Source organism: Salipiger pallidus, from assembly GCF_014643635.1.
Classification (GTDB): Bacteria; Pseudomonadota; Alphaproteobacteria; order Rhodobacterales; family Rhodobacteraceae; genus Salipiger; species Salipiger pallidus.
This window is the reverse complement of the sequence record NZ_BMJV01000002.1, coordinates 40887-59288: the sequence shown is the minus strand read 5'-3', so window position 1 is coordinate 59288 and position 18402 is coordinate 40887. Positions and strand designations below refer to the sequence as shown.

The 18402-nt window shown below is 64.0% G+C and carries 20 protein-coding genes, 1 tRNA gene and 1 pseudogene; 12 read left to right on the top strand and 10 right to left on the bottom strand.

Annotated features, from left to right (window positions below):
- Positions 1-61 precede the first annotated feature (61 nt).
- From rapZ to IEX41_RS05910, 4 genes are read left to right on the top strand one after another with little or no spacing between them, the layout of a single operon-like run.
- The gene (gene rapZ / locus IEX41_RS05925) at positions 62-985 is read left to right on the top strand and encodes an RNase adapter RapZ (RefSeq protein ID WP_229673027.1); all 924 of its coding nucleotides are present in this window, start codon (positions 62-64) and stop codon (positions 983-985) included.
- Positions 982-1380: a PTS sugar transporter subunit IIA gene (locus IEX41_RS05920; RefSeq protein ID WP_188789323.1), complete on the top strand. Its 399-nt coding sequence runs from the start codon at positions 982-984 to the stop codon at positions 1378-1380. The genes rapZ and IEX41_RS05920 overlap by 4 nt, the downstream gene beginning before the upstream one ends.
- A gap of 47 nt (positions 1381-1427) precedes the next feature.
- Positions 1428-1706, top strand: coding sequence for an HPr family phosphocarrier protein (locus tag IEX41_RS05915; protein WP_188789322.1), 279 nt, complete (start codon positions 1428-1430; stop codon positions 1704-1706).
- 47 nt (positions 1707-1753) lie between these two features.
- Positions 1754-2632 (top strand): lysophospholipid acyltransferase family protein, encoded by an 879-nt coding sequence (locus tag IEX41_RS05910; protein WP_188789321.1) that lies wholly within the window; start codon positions 1754-1756, stop codon positions 2630-2632.
- Between the two features lie 81 nt (positions 2633-2713).
- Here IEX41_RS05910 and IEX41_RS05905 read toward each other — a convergent pair whose 3' ends face one another.
- A complete protein-coding gene (locus IEX41_RS05905; RefSeq protein WP_188789320.1) occupies positions 2714-3589 on the bottom strand; it encodes a 3-hydroxybutyryl-CoA dehydrogenase in 876 nt (291 codons plus the stop codon).
- 154 nt (positions 3590-3743) lie between these two features.
- Here IEX41_RS05905 and IEX41_RS05900 point away from each other — a divergent pair, with 154 nt between their 5' ends.
- On the top strand, positions 3744-4571 hold the full coding sequence (locus tag IEX41_RS05900) for a DUF6473 family protein (RefSeq protein WP_188789319.1): 828 nt from the start codon (positions 3744-3746) through the stop codon (positions 4569-4571).
- Between the two features lie 230 nt (positions 4572-4801).
- Here IEX41_RS05900 and IEX41_RS05895 read toward each other — a convergent pair whose 3' ends face one another.
- On the bottom strand, positions 4802-5086 hold the full coding sequence (locus tag IEX41_RS05895) for a YrhK family protein (protein WP_188789318.1): 285 nt from the start codon (positions 5084-5086) through the stop codon (positions 4802-4804).
- 54 nt (positions 5087-5140) lie between these two features.
- Positions 5141-6211: a phenylalanine--tRNA ligase subunit alpha gene (pheS, locus tag IEX41_RS05890; RefSeq protein WP_188789317.1), complete on the bottom strand. Its 1071-nt coding sequence runs from the start codon at positions 6209-6211 to the stop codon at positions 5141-5143.
- Positions 6212-6335: 124 nt separating this feature from the next.
- Between pheS and IEX41_RS05885 the strand changes: the two genes are divergently transcribed.
- Positions 6336-6412 (top strand) — tRNA-Arg (locus IEX41_RS05885).
- A 266-nt stretch (positions 6413-6678) separates the two neighbouring features.
- Positions 6679-6906: a DUF1826 domain-containing protein gene (locus IEX41_RS05880; protein WP_277874166.1), complete on the top strand. Its 228-nt coding sequence runs from the start codon at positions 6679-6681 to the stop codon at positions 6904-6906.
- 198 nt (positions 6907-7104) lie between these two features.
- Here the strand turns inward: IEX41_RS05880 and IEX41_RS05875 are convergent, their stop codons facing one another.
- From IEX41_RS05875 to IEX41_RS05855, 5 genes and pseudogenes are all read right to left on the bottom strand, one after another.
- Positions 7105-8007 carry a DMT family transporter gene (locus IEX41_RS05875; protein WP_188789316.1) on the bottom strand — a complete coding sequence of 301 codons (903 nt, stop codon included), beginning with the start codon at positions 8005-8007 and terminating at the stop codon, positions 7105-7107.
- 606 nt (positions 8008-8613) lie between these two features.
- Positions 8614-9956: pseudogene (locus tag IEX41_RS05870) on the bottom strand (PepSY-associated TM helix domain-containing protein).
- 131 nt (positions 9957-10087) lie between these two features.
- The gene (locus IEX41_RS05865) at positions 10088-10387 is read right to left on the bottom strand and encodes a hypothetical protein (protein WP_229672963.1); all 300 of its coding nucleotides are present in this window, start codon (positions 10385-10387) and stop codon (positions 10088-10090) included.
- Positions 10388-10390: 3 nt separating this feature from the next.
- Positions 10391-10864 carry a copper chaperone PCu(A)C gene (locus tag IEX41_RS05860; RefSeq protein WP_188789315.1) on the bottom strand — a complete coding sequence of 158 codons (474 nt, stop codon included), beginning with the start codon at positions 10862-10864 and terminating at the stop codon, positions 10391-10393.
- Between the two features lie 212 nt (positions 10865-11076).
- On the bottom strand, positions 11077-11436 hold the full coding sequence (locus IEX41_RS05855; protein ID WP_188789314.1) for a polyketide synthase: 360 nt from the start codon (positions 11434-11436) through the stop codon (positions 11077-11079).
- Between the two features lie 848 nt (positions 11437-12284).
- Between IEX41_RS05855 and IEX41_RS05850 the strand changes: the two genes are divergently transcribed.
- From IEX41_RS05850 to IEX41_RS05835, 4 genes are all read left to right on the top strand, one after another.
- Entirely contained in the window at positions 12285-12857 is a 573-nt protein-coding gene (locus tag IEX41_RS05850; RefSeq protein ID WP_188789313.1) for a DUF2087 domain-containing protein, read from the top strand.
- 22 nt (positions 12858-12879) lie between these two features.
- Positions 12880-13230 (top strand): GFA family protein, encoded by a 351-nt coding sequence (locus IEX41_RS05845; RefSeq protein WP_229672962.1) that lies wholly within the window; start codon positions 12880-12882, stop codon positions 13228-13230.
- A 452-nt stretch (positions 13231-13682) separates the two neighbouring features.
- Positions 13683-14273 (top strand): DUF6998 domain-containing protein, encoded by a 591-nt coding sequence (locus tag IEX41_RS05840; protein WP_188789311.1) that lies wholly within the window; start codon positions 13683-13685, stop codon positions 14271-14273.
- A gap of 224 nt (positions 14274-14497) precedes the next feature.
- Positions 14498-16276, top strand: a complete 1779-nt coding sequence (locus tag IEX41_RS05835; protein WP_188789310.1) for an SLC13 family permease — start codon at positions 14498-14500, stop codon at positions 16274-16276.
- A 4-nt stretch (positions 16277-16280) separates the two neighbouring features.
- On the opposite strand, the gene IEX41_RS05830 is transcribed toward IEX41_RS05835, so the two are convergent.
- On the bottom strand, positions 16281-17255 hold the full coding sequence (locus IEX41_RS05830) for a calcium/sodium antiporter (RefSeq protein WP_188789309.1): 975 nt from the start codon (positions 17253-17255) through the stop codon (positions 16281-16283).
- Positions 17256-17616: 361 nt separating this feature from the next.
- Here IEX41_RS05830 and IEX41_RS05825 point away from each other — a divergent pair, with 361 nt between their 5' ends.
- The gene (locus IEX41_RS05825) at positions 17617-17880 is read left to right on the top strand and encodes a hypothetical protein (RefSeq protein WP_188789308.1); all 264 of its coding nucleotides are present in this window, start codon (positions 17617-17619) and stop codon (positions 17878-17880) included.
- 209 nt (positions 17881-18089) lie between these two features.
- Here the strand turns inward: IEX41_RS05825 and IEX41_RS05820 are convergent, their stop codons facing one another.
- Positions 18090-18401 carry an AtuA-related protein gene (locus tag IEX41_RS05820; protein ID WP_188789307.1) on the bottom strand — a complete coding sequence of 104 codons (312 nt, stop codon included), beginning with the start codon at positions 18399-18401 and terminating at the stop codon, positions 18090-18092.
- Position 18402: the final 1 nt, after the last annotated feature.

Genomic DNA, 18402 nt, shown 5'->3' with positions numbered 1-18402 from the left:
TACGAGTTTTCCCGCAGCCCTGATCCAGTACCTCAAGGGCGGACGCGGAGACCCGAGCCACATGAACGATCAGCGGACAGGCAGCCAGCGCGTGGTCCTCGTGACGGGGCCCTCCGGTGCGGGCCGCTCCACCGCGATCAACGCGCTCGAGGACATCGGCTTCGAAGCGATCGACAACATCCCCCTCAGCCTCATCCCCCGCCTGATCGAAGGCGGCGCACTTGACCGACCCGTGGCGCTTGGCATCGACATCCGCAACCGGGATTTCTCGGTCAGCGGGCTGCTCGACCTGCATCGCGGCCTTGGCGCGCAGCCGCAGCTCGAGGTGCAACTGCTCTACGTGGATTGCAGCCCGGACGTGCTTGCCCGCCGCTACAGCGAGACCCGCCGCCGCCATCCCATGGCCCCGGACGAAAGCTACACGCAAGGCATCGCGCGCGAGCTTGAACTGCTCGGCGATGCCCGCAGCAGCGCGGACCTGCTCATCGACACCAGCGAGCTGTCACCGCACGATCTGCGCGCCCAGCTCGAGACATGGTTTGCCGATGCCACCGGCCAGCGCATGGCGATCTCGCTGCATTCGTTTTCCTACAAGCGGGGGATTCCGCAGGGGCTCGACTGGGTGTTCGACTGCCGCTTTCTCGACAATCCGCACTGGGAGCCGGCGCTGCGAGGCCTCACCGGCCTTGATGCGCCGGTGACCGAGTATATCGGCAAAGACACCCGCTTTGCCCCCTTCATCGCCAAGCTGACCGAGCTGGCGCTTTTCGTGCTGCCCGCCTGCAAGGACGAGGGCAAGGCCCATTTGTCCTTCGGCTTTGGCTGTACCGGGGGGCAGCATCGGTCTGTTGCCGTGACGGAAACAGTCTCGGCAGCCCTTGCAGAGCAGGGGTGGCAGGTATCATCTAGGCACCGAGAGCTTGAACGGCGGGGGCTTTCCGCCCACGCCCGTGACGGCAAAGGCACTGGAGGTAAGACGGCGTGATCGGGATCGTGATCGTGGCTCATGGTGGACTGGCGCGGGAGTATCTTGCGGCGGTCGAACATGTCGTGGGCATTCAGCCCGGCGTCGTGGCCGTGTCGATCGAGGACAATCACGACCGTGGCAGCAAGCAGGCCGAAATCTGCACCGCTGCCGATGACGTGGACAAGGGCGATGGCGTCGTCGTCGTGACCGACCTCTTCGGCGGATCGCCGTCCAACCTGTCGCTGCTGGCCTGCCAACCCGAGAACCGCCGCATCCTCTACGGCATGAACCTGCCCATGCTGATCAAGCTGGCGAAAAGCCGGCAGCTTGCAGTGCCGGATGCGGTAAAGGGGGCGCTCGAGGCCGGGCGGAAATATATTGACAGCGTCAACGTCAGGCCTGATCCGGGATAAGCCAACCGAAGGCCTCCCCCGGGGCCGCCTGAAGGAAAGACTGACCAATGAGCGAAACCGTGCGTCGCGTGCTCGACATCGTGAACGAGAAGGGCCTGCATGCCCGCGCCTCCGCCAAGCTCGTGGAGGTGGTAGAGGGCTTCGATGCCCGCGCCGAGGTGTCCCGGGACGGCATGAGCGCCGGGGGCGACAGCATCATGGGGCTTTTGATGTTGGCAGCTTCCAAGGGAAGCTCTATTGAGGTCGAAACCTCGGGGCCGGACGCGCTGGCGCTGGCCGATGCGGTGGAAGCATTGGTCGCCAACCGCTTCGGGGAAGACAACTGAGCGCAGGGCGACGCCCCGCGCAAGATGACGGGAAACGGGGCGATCAGATGTTGGACGGCTTCGATGCGGCTGCCGATAAGGGCAAGGCGGCGCCACGGCGCCTCGAAGCGCCCTATGACAAGCGCAACCTGAGCTACGCCAACACCTTCACCAATCCGTTCAAGGCCAACACCATCCGCGCCCTCGAATGGGCCACGGGCAAGATCCCTTTGATCCGCCTCGTGCGCCGGGTCGAGCGAGATGGCGTGCCCGACGGCCAGGGTTTCTGGCCCCATGCGCTGGGGCACATGGGCATCCGGCTCGACACCCCCGAGGAGCAGATCCGCAACATTCCGAAGACCGGCCCGGTGGTCGTGGTCGCCAACCATCCGCACGGGCTGGTGGACGGGATGATCCTTGCCGAGCTGATCGGGCGGGTGCGCACCGATTACAAGATCCTCACCCGGTCGCTGCTGACCGGCGTGAAGGAGATTGAAGACTTCATGATCCCGGTGCCGTTCCCTCACGAAGAGGATGCGCGGACCCTGAGCCTCGAGATGCGGGCCAGCGCCATGGACCACCTCAGGAAGGGGGGCGTGATCGCGCTGTTCCCATCGGGCGCGGTGGCGGCGTCGCAAACCCTGTTCGGCCCCGCGATCGAACAGGTGTGGAACCCGTTCACCGCCAAGATGATCCAGCGCTCGGGTGCGTCGGTGGTGCCGATCCACTTCCCCGGCCAGAACAGCCGCGCCTACCAGATCGCCAACCGTCTGTCCCCAACTCTGCGGCAGGGGCTGCTGATCCACGAGGTGATGCACGCCTGCGGCAAGCCGCAAAAACCCGTGGTCGGGGAGGCCATCGGCCCTGACGAGGTGCAGGCCTGGTCGGGCAAGCAGCGCGAATTCATGGCATGGCTGCGCGACAGGACACTGGCCTTGGGCAGGTAGCCGGAAGGGGGGGCTCTGCCCCCTTGGCCTGCGGCCAATTCCCTCGGGATATTTCGGGTCAAAGGAAGCCGGGAGCCGTGCTCAGCGGGTCGGGACGGGTTCGTCCCCGCGGTAGTCGTAGAAGCCGCGCTTGGTCTTGCGGCCCAGCCAGCCGGCCTCGACATACTTGGTCAGCAGCGGACAGGGACGGTATTTCGTGTCCGCGAGGCCGTCATGCAGCACGTTCATGATGGCAAGGCAGGTGTCGAGGCCGATGAAGTCGGCCAGTTCCAGCGGGCCCATCGGGTGATTGGCGCCAAGCTTCATGGCCAAGTCGATGGAGCGCACGTTGCCCACACCCTCGTAGAGCGTGTAGACCGCTTCATTGATCATTGGCACGAGGATGCGGTTGACGATGAAGGCGGGGAAATCCTCGGCAGAGGCGGCGGTCTTGCCGAGGCGGTCGACCACGGCCATGCAGGCTTCGTAGGTTTCCTTGTCGGTGGCGATGCCCCGGATCAGCTCGACCAGCTGCATGACCGGTACCGGGTTCATGAAGTGGAAACCGAGAAATTTCTCGGGGCGATCCGTGCGCGAGGCAAGGCGCGTGATCGAGATCGACGAGGTGTTCGACGTGAGGATCGTGTGCGGCAGCAGATGCGGCGCGAGGCTTTCGAAGATCTTGTGCTTGACCGCTTCCTGTTCGGTGGCGGCCTCGATCACCAGATCGGTGGCTCCGGCCTTTGCGATATCGAGCGTCGCAGTGATGCGCGAGAGCGCACTGTCGCGTTCCTCGGCGCTGATCTTCTCACGGCTGACCTGCCGGTCGAGGTTCTTCTCAATCAGCGCCACGGCCTTGTCGAGCGCATCCTGATCCACGTCCGAAAGGGTCACGCTGTAGCCCGCCAGCGCCATCACGTGGGCGATGCCGTTGCCCATCTGGCCTGCGCCAACGATGCCGATAGTGCTGATGTCCATGACGGTTTTCCCCTCGCTTAGTCGCGGCAACCATAGGCTTGGGCGGCGGGGCGCTGCAAGGCAGCGAAACGAAATCGGCGAGGATTTTCCGTTTAGGAGAATCGTAATCTCTTTGCCGGAAATTGGCCTTGGGTGAGACTAAAAGGTGGGTGTGATGACTTACGAGGTCAACGCGCATCCCGCACTGGACTACTTCCCCTGCCGCTATGGCAGGTCGAGAGTCCTGTTTCGCGGGCCGCGCAGGCCGCTTGATGCTCCGTATATCGGGTTTCTCGGCGGCACTGAAACTTACGGACGTTTCGTGGAGACGCCGTTTCCGATGCTGGTCGAAGATGAGCTGCAGTATTCCTGTGTCAACTTTGGCGTGGTGAACGCGGGGCTGGATCTGTACCTGCACGATCCTGGGGTTCTGAATGTGGCGGACCGCGCCGATGTGACGGTTCTGCAGATCCTCGGAGCGCAGAACATGTCCAACCGCTTTTACAGCGTACATCCACGGCGCAACGACCGCTTCCTGCGGGCGTCCGAGCGGTTGATGGAGCTATACCCCGAAATCGATTTCACCGAATTCCATTTCAACCGGCATATGCTTGGCCGTCTTCAGGAGATCTCCGGTCAGCGCTTTGAAGAGGTGGTCGCTGAGTTACGTCTGGCCTGGCTGGCGCGGATGAAGCATCTTCTGACCATGCTGCGGGGTAGTGTCGTGCTGTTGTGGTTTGCCGATCACGCGCCACCGGACAAGCCGGTGCGCTCGCTGGCACAGGACCCCTTGTTCATCGACCGGACCATGATCGATGCCCTGCGCCCGCGGGCCGCCGGATACGTCGAGATGCCTCGCGCTGATGCGTGTCTCCAGCGAGGCGGCCCCGGACTGGTTTACAACGAGTTCGAGGAAAGCGCCGCCGCCGAGATCCTTGGCCCGGCAGCACATGAAGCCACGGCCGAGGCACTTATCCCGGTACTGCAGGACCTGCTGGCCTGATAGCGCGCCCCGGCGCGCCGGGCCCCGAGCGCACCACTCAAGGCTGAACAAATTCCTTGCAAGGAATTTGGCGGCGGGTTGCATTGCAGCGCGCATGGAGCCGAAACCCGTCTGGCATGGTGATGGCGGCGACCGGCCCTACAGAGCAGAATTCCAGGTGACAGGTCTGAAGCCCTCCGGGATCATGCTCCGCGGGCGCGAGGTTCTCTGGACGAGGCCGTGTCCGGCGCTCAGTCGTCCTGCGCGCGGTCGGCCAGCCGCTCGAGTTTGCCAAGACGATAGAGCTTGATCTCCCGGGCCAGCCGGAGCGACGGCTTGGCCATGAAAAACACCGAGCCGATGGTGAAGAGCCAGATCGCCTGGGTCTCGTACTGCTTCCAGAAGAACAGGACGGAGCCAATGGTGAAACACACCGCCGCCGCGAAATCGACGGCGGTGTGGGCGATCTCGAACAGGGCATAGACGCGGCGCGAGCGGTGGCTGCGCTGGCGGTTCTCATGGCGAAAGAGTTTCATCTTTGGGGCCTCTGGTTTACCAAAATCCCGGGCCGCGGCCCCGCGAGGACCAGATCAGCGGCTGAGGCCGCCTCGGATCGTCGGCACATCCAGCGAGGCGAAGCCATAGTGGCGCAGCCAGCGCAGGTCGGAATCAAAGAACGCCCGCAGGTCAGGAATGCCGTACTTCAGCATCGCGATGCGGTCGATCCCCATGCCGAAGGCAAAGCCCTGCCATTCGTTCGGGTCGATCCCGCCAGCCTGCAGCACCTTGGGGTGAACCATGCCGGAGCCCAGAACCTCGAGCCAGTCGTCGCCTTCACCGACGACCACCGAGCCGTCCTTCCACTGGCACTGGATGTCCACTTCGGCCGAAGGTTCGGTGAAGGGGAAATGCGAAGCGCGGAAGCGGGTCTTTACCGTGGTGCCGAAATAGGCCGAGAAGAACTCCTCGAGCACCCACTTGAGGTTGGCCATCGAGATATCCTTGTCGATGGCAAGCCCCTCGACCTGGTGGAACATCGGCGTGTGGGTCTGGTCGTAATCCGCACGATAGACGCGGCCCGGGCAGATGATCCGCGTGGGCGCTCCGCCCGCTTCCATCGACCGGATCTGCACTGGCGAGGTGTGGGTGCGCAGCACATTGGGCGCACGGTCGTCACTTTCGGCGCGGTGCATGTAGAACGTGTCCATCTCGGCCCGCGCGGGGTGATGGCCGGGAATGTTCAGGGCGTCGAAGTTGTACCAGTCGGTTTCCACCTGCGGCCCTTCGGCCACGGCAAAGCCCATGTCGGCGAAGATCGCGGTGCATTCTTCCCACACCTGGCTCACCGGGTGGATGCTGCCCTGGCGGCGGTCGCGGCCCGGCAGGGTCACGTCGATCCATTCGGAGTTCAGACGTTCGTTCAGGGCGGCATCGGCAAGGGCAGCCTTCTTCAGGCTCAGCGCCTCGTTGATCTCGTCCTTCATGGCGTTGAGCTTGGGCCCCATGATCTGCCGTTCCTCGGGGCTCATCTTGCCCAGGCTGCGCATCTGCAGGCTGATTTCGCCCTTCTTGCCGACGGCCTGCACGCGCAGGTCCTCAAGCGCTGCCTCGTCGGCGGCGGAAGCGATCAGGTCGATGTACTTGTCGCGCAGGTCATCCATGGTGCTGCCCTCGGGTCTGTTCTGGCGTTTTCCCTAAAGCCGGAGCGTCGCAGACGCAAGACACAGCCGGCGCACAGAGCCGATTGCGCAGGCCAAGGCAAGCGGCTAGAAGATCGCGGCATGCGGCCCGTTAGCTCAACTGGATAGAGCAGCCGACTTCTAATCGGCAGGTTGAGGGTTCGAGTCCTTCACGGGTCGCCATGTGCTGCATTCTGCCGAATCTTCCGTTTGAATTTTGGGCCTTACGGAAACCTGTCCCAAGTTTTGGCGTGCGTGTCCCAATTCCGGCTCCCTCAACAATGAGTTCGACCATGCGCCGGTTGTCAGCGCCACCGGTGTAGCGGGCCACCTCTGCGAGGGTCATGTGCAACGCCATGGCCGCGATCTGAGACGCCGACTTGCCCTGCTCTGCCCAATAGGCGCAGAAGGCTTTCCGCGGGCCGTGCAGCCGTGCATCGACGCCCGCGCTGTTTGCCGCGTCAAAAAAGGAGTTGCCCACGCCAGCCGCCGAGGTTCTGACTGTGCCCACGGGCTCACCCATCGTCCTACGCGGCACACGGTGGCCGGAAAGCCCGCTGTCCGGCCTGCTGCACCGTTCGCCGCCGATTGCCGGGACCGGCGAAACCCGGCTTTTGCTCGTTCTGGACCCCGTGGAGGATTCCGAGCGGGACGCCCGCAGGGAATGCATGCACTGAGCGTACGCCTCGGGGAGTCTTCGTCCCCGAGGCACCCCGCAGCGGTCGAGGTTAGCCGCGTGTCGACAGCCCCGAGCCGCACCAGTGGCGTCACATGCTTGCGACTGCCCGCGCGGGGTCCTTCAGCGCCTCGTGCCTCCCGCGTCCACCCGATGCCCCGAAACCTTCAACGGAATACCCAGCTTCTGTCCCCTACCGTCATGCCCGGACCTGCCGGGCTGGCGATCGTTCCAGCGCCGCAAGCGCCGCGCCGCCCAGAAGAAGCGGCAGGGCGACGAGAAACGCCGGCGCCAGTGGCAGACCGAAGATCAGCATATCCGCCAGAACCGCCCAGATCAGCGCAACGTATTCGAAGGGCGCGAGGCGCGACGCCTCGGCGTAGCGGAAGGCCAGCGTCAGGGCGATATGGGCAAAGCCGCCGAAGAGGCCCGCCAGCACCAGCAACGCCAGCGCTTGCCCGCCCGGCATCGTCCAGCCGCCCACTGCAGTTGCCAGCCCCGCCAGCGCGGAACAGAGCGCGAAGTAGAAAGCGATGGCACCGGGGCTTTCGCCGCTTTTGGCAAGGCTGCGCGTCATCGCAAGGGCAAGCGAAGTCAGGACCGCCGTGGCCACCCCAAGCCCCAACCCGACGAGGTGCTGCAGGTCCAGCGCGCCTCCGCCAAGCTGCGGGCCGACCAGCGCCGCGACCCCGGCAAGCCCAAGCGCGATACCGCCCGCGCGGAACACCGTGGCCCGCTCTCCCAGAAGCAGGACGCCGAAGATCGCGGTCAGAACCGGCGACAGGTAGCCGATCAGCGTCGCCTCGGCCACCGGCAGCCGCGCCACCGCCGCGAAGGACGTAAACATCGCCGCCGCTCCGAACCCCGAGCGCAGCATATGTCCCCACGGGCGGGACGTGCGCAGGCCTGCCGGAAGCTCGCCGCGCAGCCGCAGGAAGATCACGAGGGGGATCATCGCAAAGACCGACCGGAAGAAGACGATCTCTCCGAGCGGCACAGCCCCACTGACCAGCTTGACCGTGATCGCCATGCCCGCGAACAGCAGGCCCGACAACAGACGCAATGCGATCCCCCGCTGGGGATGAAGGGCAGGTTCGTTCATGCGGTGTCCTTTCCAAGCAGGGCACTGCGCTTTAAGTTGACTGCGCCAACAGTGACAAGCGCCAAGTTCGTAGCGCCGCAGATCACGCAGCCGCGCCGTGGCGCATCGACATGGGAAAGCTGTTTCTGGCGGTCCGGGCGCTCCACCGCGGCAAACGCCCGGACCGTAGGATCTATCCGCCCTTGCTGGAAGATGCGCCTTCCTGCGGATCGCGCGGAGCTTGCGCCTCAAGGCCACCCTCACTCGCTACGGCCCCCTGTTGCTACGGCGCTGCGGCCAATAGCACCGAAGTGTAAAGCCTAGCGTTGACGTGAAATGTCCGCTTGGTGCGACTACACCCCATGCGCATGCCTGCACTGACGTTAACCCTCATGCTGGGAACCGCAGCGAACGCCCATCCATCCAGCAGCAGGCCCACGAAGGGTGCATGCTTGGGATCACGGGGGACCGCCTCGGCCTCTTCGTAGAGGTCTTCACCGAAGACGCGGCGGATACGCCGCATCTCGGGTGTGGTCAGCCCCCCGGAACAGCGCCAGGCGCGCGGCACGTGACGCCGGAGGATGGCCCTCGGCGTCGAGTTGCGGTGCGATCTGCATGCAAGCGCCCTCACGAAAGCGCGTGCTTGAGGCGCGGAGCGTTGGACAGCACCAGCAGGTCCACGGCTATCACCGACAGCAGCGCCGCCCCCGCCATAGGGAAGGCCATCGCCAGCACCAGCGCCACCAGCACCGCGCCTTTCCACATCGGCATGTCCGCAGGCACCGGCGGCGCGGCCAGCCGCCCTGCCCTGGCCGGCCGCCGCTTCCACCACAGCACCAGCCCCGAGACGCTGACGAAGATCATCGCGACGATGAAGGCGGTGTTCAGCGCAAAGTTCCAGAAACCGAGATCGCCCTCGTGCAACGCGATGCCCCAGGCCATCGCCTTGGCATAGGTGGAATAGTCGGCATAGCGCACATCGGCGAGCACGTTGCCGGAATAGCGATCGATGTGGATGGTGCGATCCGCCGCCGGGTCCGGCCCGTCGTTCGACATGCTGTCGTGGCTGATCGTCCAGACCCCCATTGCACCGTCCGGCAGGTTCAGGTTGAACCGCCGTTCAAAGCCGAGCCCGTCCGCGAAGGCGGCCACGCTGTCGATGGTCACTGGCCTGTCGATGGCCCGCGTTCTGGCCAGCGAGCCCGACAGCGGCATCGGCGTCTGCTCCAGCGTCCAAAGCACCTCGTTGACACCATCATGGTTCATGCAGGCGTGGGTCTTGTCCGACAGCGGCTCACCCCATTTCTCGGCGGGAAAGGTGTTCCACGCCTGCACCATCTTGCCGGTCCGGATCCCGGCCCAGCTGAGGCCCGAGATCAGGAACAGCACCAGCAGGATCGAGAACCAGAACGCCGTCATCCCATGCAGAGATTTCCACAGCGCCCTCCCGCGCTTGTGCAGCGCCGGCACCAGCATCTCGCGCAGGCCCGAAACACTGCGGGGCCAGTGCAGGTAAATCCCGGTGATGACCAGCAGCAGCCCGAGGCTGGCGGCGGCCTCGATCAGCAGGTCTCCGGTGGTGCCTATGAGCAGCGTGCCGTGGATGTCGTTGGCCAGATCATACCAGCCCGCGCGCCACGGGAAGCTGTGCAGCACAGCGGCGGTATAGGGACCAAGCGTGACACCGGCGGCATGGTCGGGGCCAAGGGGCGCGACATACTGACTGGCGGTGCTGCCCGGCACGGCGGATTGCAGGGCGCTGATCGGCAGCGGCGCCTCGCCGGGGATGACACTACGCTTCTCCTCGCCGATGCCTTGGAAACACGCGATCCAGAGCATGAGGAGGCCAGTCACAGCCATCATGATGAAGGTTTGACGTAGAGCCCGGCATAGAAATGTCAGCGCCACGCGGCGAAATAGAAGGCGCGGTCAAGCTTTTGCGTGTCGGCCGCGTCCAGGCGGAATGTCATGCCTATGTGTCCCTGTCGGACGGAGAGAGCTGAATGCCTTCGGGGTCAGACGGGACGTGGCGGCGCAAAGGCTGCTGCGATGCGTAGGGGCGGGCCGCGGGCAAGGATTTGGTGTTCCCTGCGCCGGAGGATCAGGTGGCGCGCCGCCCCCTCCAGCCGGGCGACGGTGAGATCGGGGAGGAGCGTTGGCACGAGCCCTGACAGAATGCAGGACGCGCTGCGTTGATCGTCGCCGGGCACGTCACCAGTATCATCGTCGGAACTGTCTCACCGCTCGCATCGACGGTGATCTCCTGCGGACCACCCCCGGTACAGATCACGAGGCTCATCTCCTCGGGGCTGGACGCGCGCATGAAGCCGGTCGGCACGATGCTCGTGCCGATCAGCGCCGGAAGCAGCAGCGCCCGTGTTGTCGTCCCGAGGAAGGGCATCGATTAGTGCCCGGAATGGTCCGAATGATCGCCGTGATCGTGGCTGGCCATCGCATCCACTGCGAACTCGACCGCGACCTCGCCCGCGTGACGGAAGACCAGCGTGGCCGGGATCAGGTCACCCTTGGCAGCCTTGTCCTGAAGGCCCATGAACATGACATGCAAACCGTCCGGTTGCAGCGTCACCGTCTCGCCGGGGGCAATGGGCAGGCTCATGATGTGGGTCATCTTTGCGACGCCGTCGGAATGCTCGGTGGTGTGCAGCGTGGTCTGCTTGGCAAATTCGGTACGGACCTCGACAAGCGCGTCAGCCTCGCTGCCGTTGTTGGTGATGACCATGTACCCAGCGGCGGATTTCGCCGTGGCCATCGGCTCCGGCATCCAGGGATGGTCGATATGCAGGCTGCCTGCAGTGGTATCGTGGGCCGCCAAAGGCGTGGCAAGGGCCAGGAAGATCAAGGTCAGGGCGCGTTTCATGGCAGTCCTCTTCTGAATTGGCCGGCAAAGCCGGGCACGGGGGAATGGTGGGGGCATGGGGGCGTTCTGCCCCATGGCCGGATGACGAAAGGTTCTGATCGGATCAGGCGCTCGCGCTGCCGTCTGCCACGCAACTGCATCGCGCGAGAGATCAGGCAGACGGCAAAGGGGTGCGATATGTCGGTATGCTCTCGCCTCCGACCGCAAGAGGATCAGACGGTCGGTGGTGCCCGCGCGTGACGCGGGATCACCGCGGCAAGATCGTGCAGGATCGGGGGCTGGGACACCCATTCCACCGGATCGAGCGAGAGTTCGGCAAGGATGAGGCCGACGGCTGGTTGCGGCAGGCTCGTGAAGGAATGAAGCCGACAGGCCTCACAGCCCTTGCCTCCCGATCCAGCTCCCGGATCACCGCAGATCTCCGAAGCATCGACCCCGAAGGCCTGCGTATAGGCGATGGCAGCCTGCTCGTCCGCAGACACGATGCGATGCGCGAAGCCGGACGTCGCCAGAGCGACGAACAGCAGCGCGACAAGCGCGCCGAGGGGGGATATCCGGATCAGCACTCGCATGGTTTCACTTGCATAGCAGCGATCCGCCAATCCGCAAGCGCCCCGATTGTCGCGCCTCGGGAAAAGCAAGGAACGCTCGGAATATCCATTGTTAGCCGGATGCAGCGCATCATTTGGTCCGCTATCTACCTGCGCTGTCCAGTCCGCTCAGCCAAGGCTTTCGGCGTCAACGTCCTGCAAGCTGCAGACATATCGGCTTGTTGATGTCGCGTTCACAGCAAACCGCAGCTTCGTCCGCATCGCCGACCGTCACCATTCGATTTCGCTGCACAATGTCACGACAGGCCGCTTCTTGGAAGCTGCACCACCGCGACAACAAACCCGTGGGACGGTCGACGAGGGCCGGAAGGCCTGGCCAGGCTCGCGGAACAACGTCACTTTCCAATTGCAGACCCTGCGCGACAGAGCCGACCGGCAGGCGCGGGTCGCTGCTGCTCCGCCTGGGTGGTCACCACCAACAGCATACCAATCACCCCCGGCCCTCTCCGGACGTTCGCCAGGATCACGACTGCCGCAGCACGGCTTCCCCGAACCGGACTGTCACAGGACCGCGCAGCATTGTTCAGGATCGAGAGGTCCGTCGTGCGGACGAAGCAGGCTTTCGCTTTGTGCTGCCCGAATGTCCGTATCAATCAGGTACACGCTGGTTACGTGGCCGTCCTTCGAAGGAGTTGGCCCGCGCGGCGTCGTCGGCTACCGTTATTTCACGGTCGGCAGACACCGAGGCGTCGCTGCTCCCTTTGGAGAGCTAAACCTGCCATCACCATCGAACGGCACTGCACCCATGAGGCGCTGCGTCGTCAAGCCAGCGACCGATGACCGTGGACGGCGCCCGACCTGGATGTGACATGCCCAAGACACCTCTTCCGCTCCGGGCGGATGACCTGACACCCTTCCCACGCAGGCTCTCCCGGCAGCTCGGCACGGCGAGCCCATCGCACCTGACCCTGATGAACATGCTGGCCCGCGCGGCTGGGTACGAGAACGTCCAGCACATGAGGGCCGCGCACGCGGCTGCGCTGCGGCTCGGCCGGACCGCCGACGAGCAGCTCGCCGATCCGCGAACGGTGGAGCGGGCATTGCACCAGTTCGACGACGCTGGCCGGCTCCGGCAGTGGCCGTCCAGGCGGAGCGTCCAGACGCTCGCACTTTGGGCGCTCTGGGCCACCCTCCCATCGAGGCGGCCGCTCCACGAGCATGAGGTCAGCGCAATGCTGTGCGCGGAGCATCTGTTCGAGGATCCGGCGACCCTGCGCCGGACCATGATCTCATGTGGTCTGCTCACCCGTCGACCCGATGGCTCGGATTACCGTCGGCGCGAGCAGGAGCCCCCCGCAGAAGCCAAGGCACTGATCCGCGCGCTCGGGCCAAGACGGAGGACGCGGTCCGAGGTGGTCGCCTTGGAGCGGACCAATGCATAGAGGGTCGTGCCTCTGTGGAGCCGTGAAGATCGCGGTCGAAGGCGATCTTCCACGACCGAACGCCTGCCACTGCGTCGCCTGCCGGAAACACGGGGGCCACTACGGAGCGTCCCTCGAGGTCCCCTGCGCCGCGTTGCACGTGGAGGGCGAAGATTTTGTGCGGTGGTATCATTCCTCCGAGAAAGTTCGGCGGGGATTCTGCCGGATATGCGGCTCGACCCTGTTCTGGGATCCGCTCCACCACGACTGGACGGCAATCGCGATGGGGATGTTCGACGGACCGACCGACACATCCCTGTCGATGCATATCTTCGTCTCGGAGAAGGGTGACTATTACGAGATCGCCGACAAACTGCCGCAGAATGAGACTTAAGGTCTGCCCGTGGGAATAAGCCCATGCCTGATGGCCCTGTGAAGCGGTTCAGTCGTTGCAACAGTGGCCCTGCCAAGCTTTTGGAACGTACCAGAAAGCGGACTTGGCACCTTAGAGAACACCGTTTTAAAACCACGGCGCTATCACTGAATTCGACACCCATTGGATGCGCAGCATCACGCAGTTTTGGGCTCGAAGCCGACATGCGGCGCCGCGGAGCTCCGGAGAGATCACTATGTCGGGGCCGCTCGACGCGACTGGCCTTCCGCGATCACCGCAGGAGTAGTCAGCGCCTGACTCTCTTGGGTTCAATTGGATGCCCTGACCTGCCACTCAAATCTGTTACAAGCTCAAATATCTCCTACAGAACCTGTATAGCTGCCAGCCGCGCAGCCTACATCGCGGGCATTGAGGCAGGGATTTCTCCCCAGGAGCTTCGAGCCCACACAGGGGTGATCGGCGAGGCATTCGTCGCGGACTATCTGGGAGTAAAACTAACCTCAACGAATAACGAACGTGGTTTTGATCTGCTCGATTCAGACGGCCTCCGGGTTTCAGTAAAAACCATCACGACTTCGACCGGTGTTGCCTTCAATGAGGCGACGATTGATCTGGTGGACCGCGTGATCGTGGTCTGGATCGACACCGCGGAAGATCAGCTGGCGATTGAAGTCGTGTTCGATGCGAGCACCGAGCAACTGATGCAAGTCGCAAAAGCTCCGTATCGAGGGAAAAGACGCCTGATGCGCAACGCGATGACCTTCCCTAAGCGCATCTCAACTACTGACCGGTTCGACGTCGGCTCCGTGGTAGACACCTATCAACATGGCAATGTTCTGATCCGTCGTCATGCAACGGGATCATTCACAGCCTTGGTGAACGGCGACCCGCAGCCAGCGCGCCAGTTGCTGCTTGCAATGCGTGATGAGATGGGACTGCCGGACAAAGCAACAAATACAACACGCAGCCTTGGAGCTCAGGTGTTCAGCCACCTCAGAGGCGAGAGCTTTTCGGAAGCTTCTCCCAGCGGCGAGAATGAATGAGGACAGCCCCCGTTGAAACCCGCCCCTGGTTCCATGCACGGAAAGACACTTGCTCAAAAGCTGTCTTGGGTCCAAGCGGAGCCCTCCCTTAGAATCCCTATTCTCACCACCCTCAATAAGTGACATGCTCGATCGTCACTGAGAAGGTGTCGTGGGCCGAGGGCCCGACACCTGCGCCTTGCCGACGGCGCCTTTCCAGCGCGGCGTTTATTCGGGTGCTTCCCATGCTTTTCGATCTCGGTTCCTACGCGCCTCAAGGCGCCCTTCTTCTGGTGGCCGCCGTTTTTGCCCTGTTCCTGACCGAGCGCTTCGCCGCCGAAGTCACCGCTTTGGGGGGTGTCGCCGTGGCGCTCCTGCTTGGTCTTGCGAGCACCGACGATGTGCTCAAGGCGCTGAGCAACTCCGCTCCGGCCACGATCGGCGCTATGTTCGTGCTGAGCGCCGCGCTGGTGCGCACCGGGGTGCTCGAGACGGTGGCCGAATGGCTGGGCCGTGGCATGAGACGGCAGCCGCGTCGCACGATCGTGCTGTTCTTTGCACTCGCGGCGATCGCATCAGCCTTCATGAACAACACCCCGGTGGTGATGATCCTGATCCCGGTCGTCTTCGGACTGGCGCGCCAGCTTGGCACCAGCGCCTCACGGTTCCTCATGCCGCTCAGCTTCGTGGTGATCATGGGGGGCACATGCACCCTCATCGGGACCTCGACCAACATCCTTGTCGATGGGGTCGCCCGCGATCTTGATCTGGCGCCCTTCTCACTTTTCGAAATTGCGCCACTCGGCATCGTTCTGGCGCTCGTCGGCAGCGTCTTTCTTGCCCTGGCCGCGCCGCGCCTCCTGCCCGAGCGGATGGCCCTGGCCGAGATGCAGGCGCCGCGTAGCGGGCGGGCATGGCGGGTCGAGCTGTTCGTGCCCGCGACCTCTCCGCTGATCGGCCGCAAGGTCGGTGACATCCCCGACTTCCGGCGCAGCGCCACCCGGCTGGTGGACCTCATCCGCGAGGATGTCTCGCTGCGGCACAGCCTTCAGGCCCAGGTGCTGCAGCCCGGTGACCGCGTGGTGCTGCATACCTCCGACACCGAGGTGGCAGGCTACAGGGGTGAGAGCTCGCGCAGCCTTGCCATTCCCGGTCTTGAGCCGGCAAATGCGCGGCGTCATCAAGTGGTCGAAGCGTTGGTGAAGGGCCGCAAGGGCGCGGTGGCAGAGCTTGGCTGGCGACGCAGTCACGGCGTCTACCCGATCGCGCTTCACCGAAAAGGCAGCGCGCGCGACCTGCTCGAAGATCGGCTGCAGCTGAAGCCGGGCGATACAGTCCTACTGGACGGACCGGCCGAGGACATCGCGCGCCTTGCTCGGGACGAGGATCTGATTTTGCTGGCACCGCTGCAGGCCCGAGCTTTCCGGCGCAGCAAAGCGCCAATCGCTCTGGCGGTGCTGGTGATGGTCGTTCTGGGCGCAGCGCTCGAGCTTGCGCCGATCCTGCCGCTGGCGATCATCGGAGCGGCTTTGGTCCTCCTGACGAGATGCGTCGAGCCGGATGAGGGCATCGGTGCCATCGACGGCCGTCTGCTGCTCTTGATCGTCAGCATGCTGGTTCTCGGCACCACAATGGAGCGCAGCGGGGCGATGGCGCTGATCGTCGATGGGCTTTCGGGGCCACTGGGACAGCTGAGCCCGATCCTCGCGCTGGCGCTGATCTACGCCGTGACCTCGGTGCTGACCGAGGTGGTCACCAACAATGCTGTCGCGGTAATCATGACCCCGATTGCCGTCGGCGTGGCTGGCGCGCTGGGACTGGACCCGCGTGCCTTCGTCGTGGTCGTCATGTTCGGCGCCAGCGCCAGCTTTGCGACCCCGATCGGCTACCAGACCAACACGATGGTCTACAACGCTGGTGGCTATCGCTTCACCGATTTCCTGCGGCTTGGCCTGCCGATGAACATCATGGCAGGCATCGTCACGGTCCTGCTGGCGCCGGTGTTCTGGCCGTTGCAGCCGTAGGGGATCAGGGCCAGAGCACGTAGAGATAGACGCCATAGCCCGCGGTAAGTGAAAGGCCCTCCCAACGGTCGATGCGGCGCGCGGTCGCTGCGAAGACCACGAGCAGGGCACTCACCCCCACCATCAGCGGCGCATCGAAGGTGACAATCTCGGACGGCACAGTGCCAGGCGCAATCAGCGCCGTGGTGCCCCCAATCCCGAGAATGTTGTAGATGTTGGAGCCGACGATATTTCCGAAGGCCACATCGCCCTGCCGCTTCAGCGCGGCGATCACCGAGGTCACGAGCTCCGGCATCGATGTGCCGACAGCCACGATGGTCAGGCCGATCACCGTCTCACCGATACCGAATGCACGTGCCAGAGCAACCGCCCCATCGACCAGCAGTGCGCCGCCAATCACGACCAGGCCGAGCCCGGCAAGAGCAAGCAGCAGCGGCGCGACCAGCCCGGCGTGGCGCGGGGCTGCTTCGAGATTCGGGTCAGCCAGTGGCAGCGCCGCACTCTCGTCGTGAAGCCTGCCCCGCTTTGCTGATCTACGCTCCTGCCGGAGGACCGTCACGATGTAAACGACAAGGCCCGCGACGCATGCCGTGCCGAAAAGGCGGCCCATGGGGAGTGTGAACGCCAGCGCCGCAAAGAGTGCCGCCACCCCGAGCATCAGCGCCGCATCACGCCGTAGCGTGGCCTCGGAGACGACCACCGGGCAGATCAGTGCCGAAATTCCACCAATCAACAGTATGTTGGCAATATTGGAGCCAACGATATTGCCGTAGGCAATACCCGGAGAGCCGCTGAGTCCGGCCTGCACCGAGGTCACAAGCTCCGGCATCGACGTCCCGAAGCCGACAAGTGTGAGGCCGATGACCAGAGGTGAGACACCCAATCGCTCTGCGGCCTGCACCGCTCCTCGCACCAGCAACTCACCACCAGCAACCAGCAGCACCAACCCCGCGATAAGCGGCAGCCAAGTCTCGACCATTTTGAACTCCGGCACCGACCAACGGCGCATCGCGAATGCAAGTGGCGACACCTATGATGGCCTTCAAGTGCTGGGGAGTTGGCGCGCAGAGAAATTTAAACCTGTCAGTCGTGCATCCGTCACCACATTGCGGTGGCGCAGTGCGCAAGGTCTTCAATCCCTAGAAAGGTGTACAAAGGCTCGGACTCCAGATCACTGCGATCCACCCGAATGGCAGCTCTATAGAAATGGACCCAGCAGAGCTGTGACCGCTTCCTGCGTTGAGCTGCCGTCGGCGACCGGCGCAGCGACCTCAGCCGAGGCTCTGCACGAATGCTCCCCGTCATGGCGGCTGGCAGAGCCATGACGAAAGCCCCCATCCATGCCCAAAATCCGCGTCATCCTGAGCAAGCAGGCCGATCCGGCACTCGACGAGGCCGCAATCATCAAGCGTCTCAAGGAGTTCTACGCCACCTTACAGGACAAGCGGCAGTTTTCCGCAGGCATCCCCCAGGAAGGACTATTCGCCCCGCGAAGCTGCCTAGGCAATCCAAGATTTCGCTGGGGTGCATTCACGGCGTCCTGCCCTATGATAGGGTCCGCAATCCCGGTTTCCGGAGCGCGAGTTTTCATCGAGTTTGGCTGACGTACCCGCACCCCGTTGCCCAGTCATGCTGCGCGCAACCGCAGAGATCCGCTTCGTTGACGCTGCCCTGTAGCGTTAGCATGCCCGACAAATGTCCAGAGAGGCCGTGAGCATCAAGCAGTACCGCCAAGCTGGTCATATAGCCCGCCGCAGCACCGCATGAGCGCTTCGAGCCAATTTTGCCAAAGCCTGCACGGCTCACCCATACACTAGTCAACGCTTGGTAGTTCGAGTGCGAGAAGGGTGGCGCCAAGGCATTTGCCGTGCGCGTCGAGGGCGAGCGAGCGGGTCACGCCACCGGCGAGCGCTCCCCGGATGACGAAATTCAGCGCACAGAGCTGGGGCAGCGCATACCGCGTGACCTCGCGCGCGCCGGTCCGGGCGAAATGGCGGGCGACCAGATCTTCTGTGAGCTGCGCCTCGAGCTGCGGCCAGTCAGCCGGGTCATAGGCGATAACCGCGATGTTGGAGGTGTCGCCCTTGTCACCGGTTCGCGCATGGGCGATGTCGCGTAGCTTCATG

What these genes read in the sequence shown, in the direction of transcription:
- IEX41_RS05900 (WP_188789319.1), top strand. Translation starts at nt 3,744, where the DNA reads ATGACTTACGAGGTCAACGCGCATCCCGCACTGGACTACTTCCCCTGC.
- IEX41_RS05905 (WP_188789320.1), bottom strand. Translation starts at nt 3,589, where the DNA reads ATGGACATCAGCACTATCGGCATCGTTGGCGCAGGCCAGATGGGCAAC.
- IEX41_RS05875 (WP_188789316.1), bottom strand. Translation starts at nt 8,007, where the DNA reads ATGAACGAACCTGCCCTTCATCCCCAGCGGGGGATCGCATTGCGTCTG.
- IEX41_RS05860 (WP_188789315.1), bottom strand. Translation starts at nt 10,864, where the DNA reads ATGAAACGCGCCCTGACCTTGATCTTCCTGGCCCTTGCCACGCCTTTG.
- IEX41_RS05825 (WP_188789308.1), top strand. Translation starts at nt 17,617, where the DNA reads ATGCCCAAAATCCGCGTCATCCTGAGCAAGCAGGCCGATCCGGCACTC.
- IEX41_RS05850 (WP_188789313.1), top strand. Translation starts at nt 12,285, where the DNA reads ATGCCCAAGACACCTCTTCCGCTCCGGGCGGATGACCTGACACCCTTC.
- IEX41_RS05820 (WP_188789307.1), bottom strand. Translation starts at nt 18,401, where the DNA reads ATGAAGCTACGCGACATCGCCCATGCGCGAACCGGTGACAAGGGCGAC.
- IEX41_RS05915 (WP_188789322.1), top strand. Translation starts at nt 1,428, where the DNA reads ATGAGCGAAACCGTGCGTCGCGTGCTCGACATCGTGAACGAGAAGGGC.
- rapZ (WP_229673027.1), top strand. Translation starts at nt 62, where the DNA reads ATGAACGATCAGCGGACAGGCAGCCAGCGCGTGGTCCTCGTGACGGGG.
- IEX41_RS05910 (WP_188789321.1), top strand. Translation starts at nt 1,754, where the DNA reads ATGTTGGACGGCTTCGATGCGGCTGCCGATAAGGGCAAGGCGGCGCCA.
- IEX41_RS05835 (WP_188789310.1), top strand. Translation starts at nt 14,498, where the DNA reads ATGCTTTTCGATCTCGGTTCCTACGCGCCTCAAGGCGCCCTTCTTCTG.
- IEX41_RS05895 (WP_188789318.1), bottom strand. Translation starts at nt 5,086, where the DNA reads ATGAAACTCTTTCGCCATGAGAACCGCCAGCGCAGCCACCGCTCGCGC.
- pheS (WP_188789317.1), bottom strand. Translation starts at nt 6,211, where the DNA reads ATGGATGACCTGCGCGACAAGTACATCGACCTGATCGCTTCCGCCGCC.
- IEX41_RS05865 (WP_229672963.1), bottom strand. Translation starts at nt 10,387, where the DNA reads ATGCCCTTCCTCGGGACGACAACACGGGCGCTGCTGCTTCCGGCGCTG.
- IEX41_RS05855 (WP_188789314.1), bottom strand. Translation starts at nt 11,436, where the DNA reads ATGCGAGTGCTGATCCGGATATCCCCCCTCGGCGCGCTTGTCGCGCTG.
- IEX41_RS05830 (WP_188789309.1), bottom strand. Translation starts at nt 17,255, where the DNA reads ATGGTCGAGACTTGGCTGCCGCTTATCGCGGGGTTGGTGCTGCTGGTT.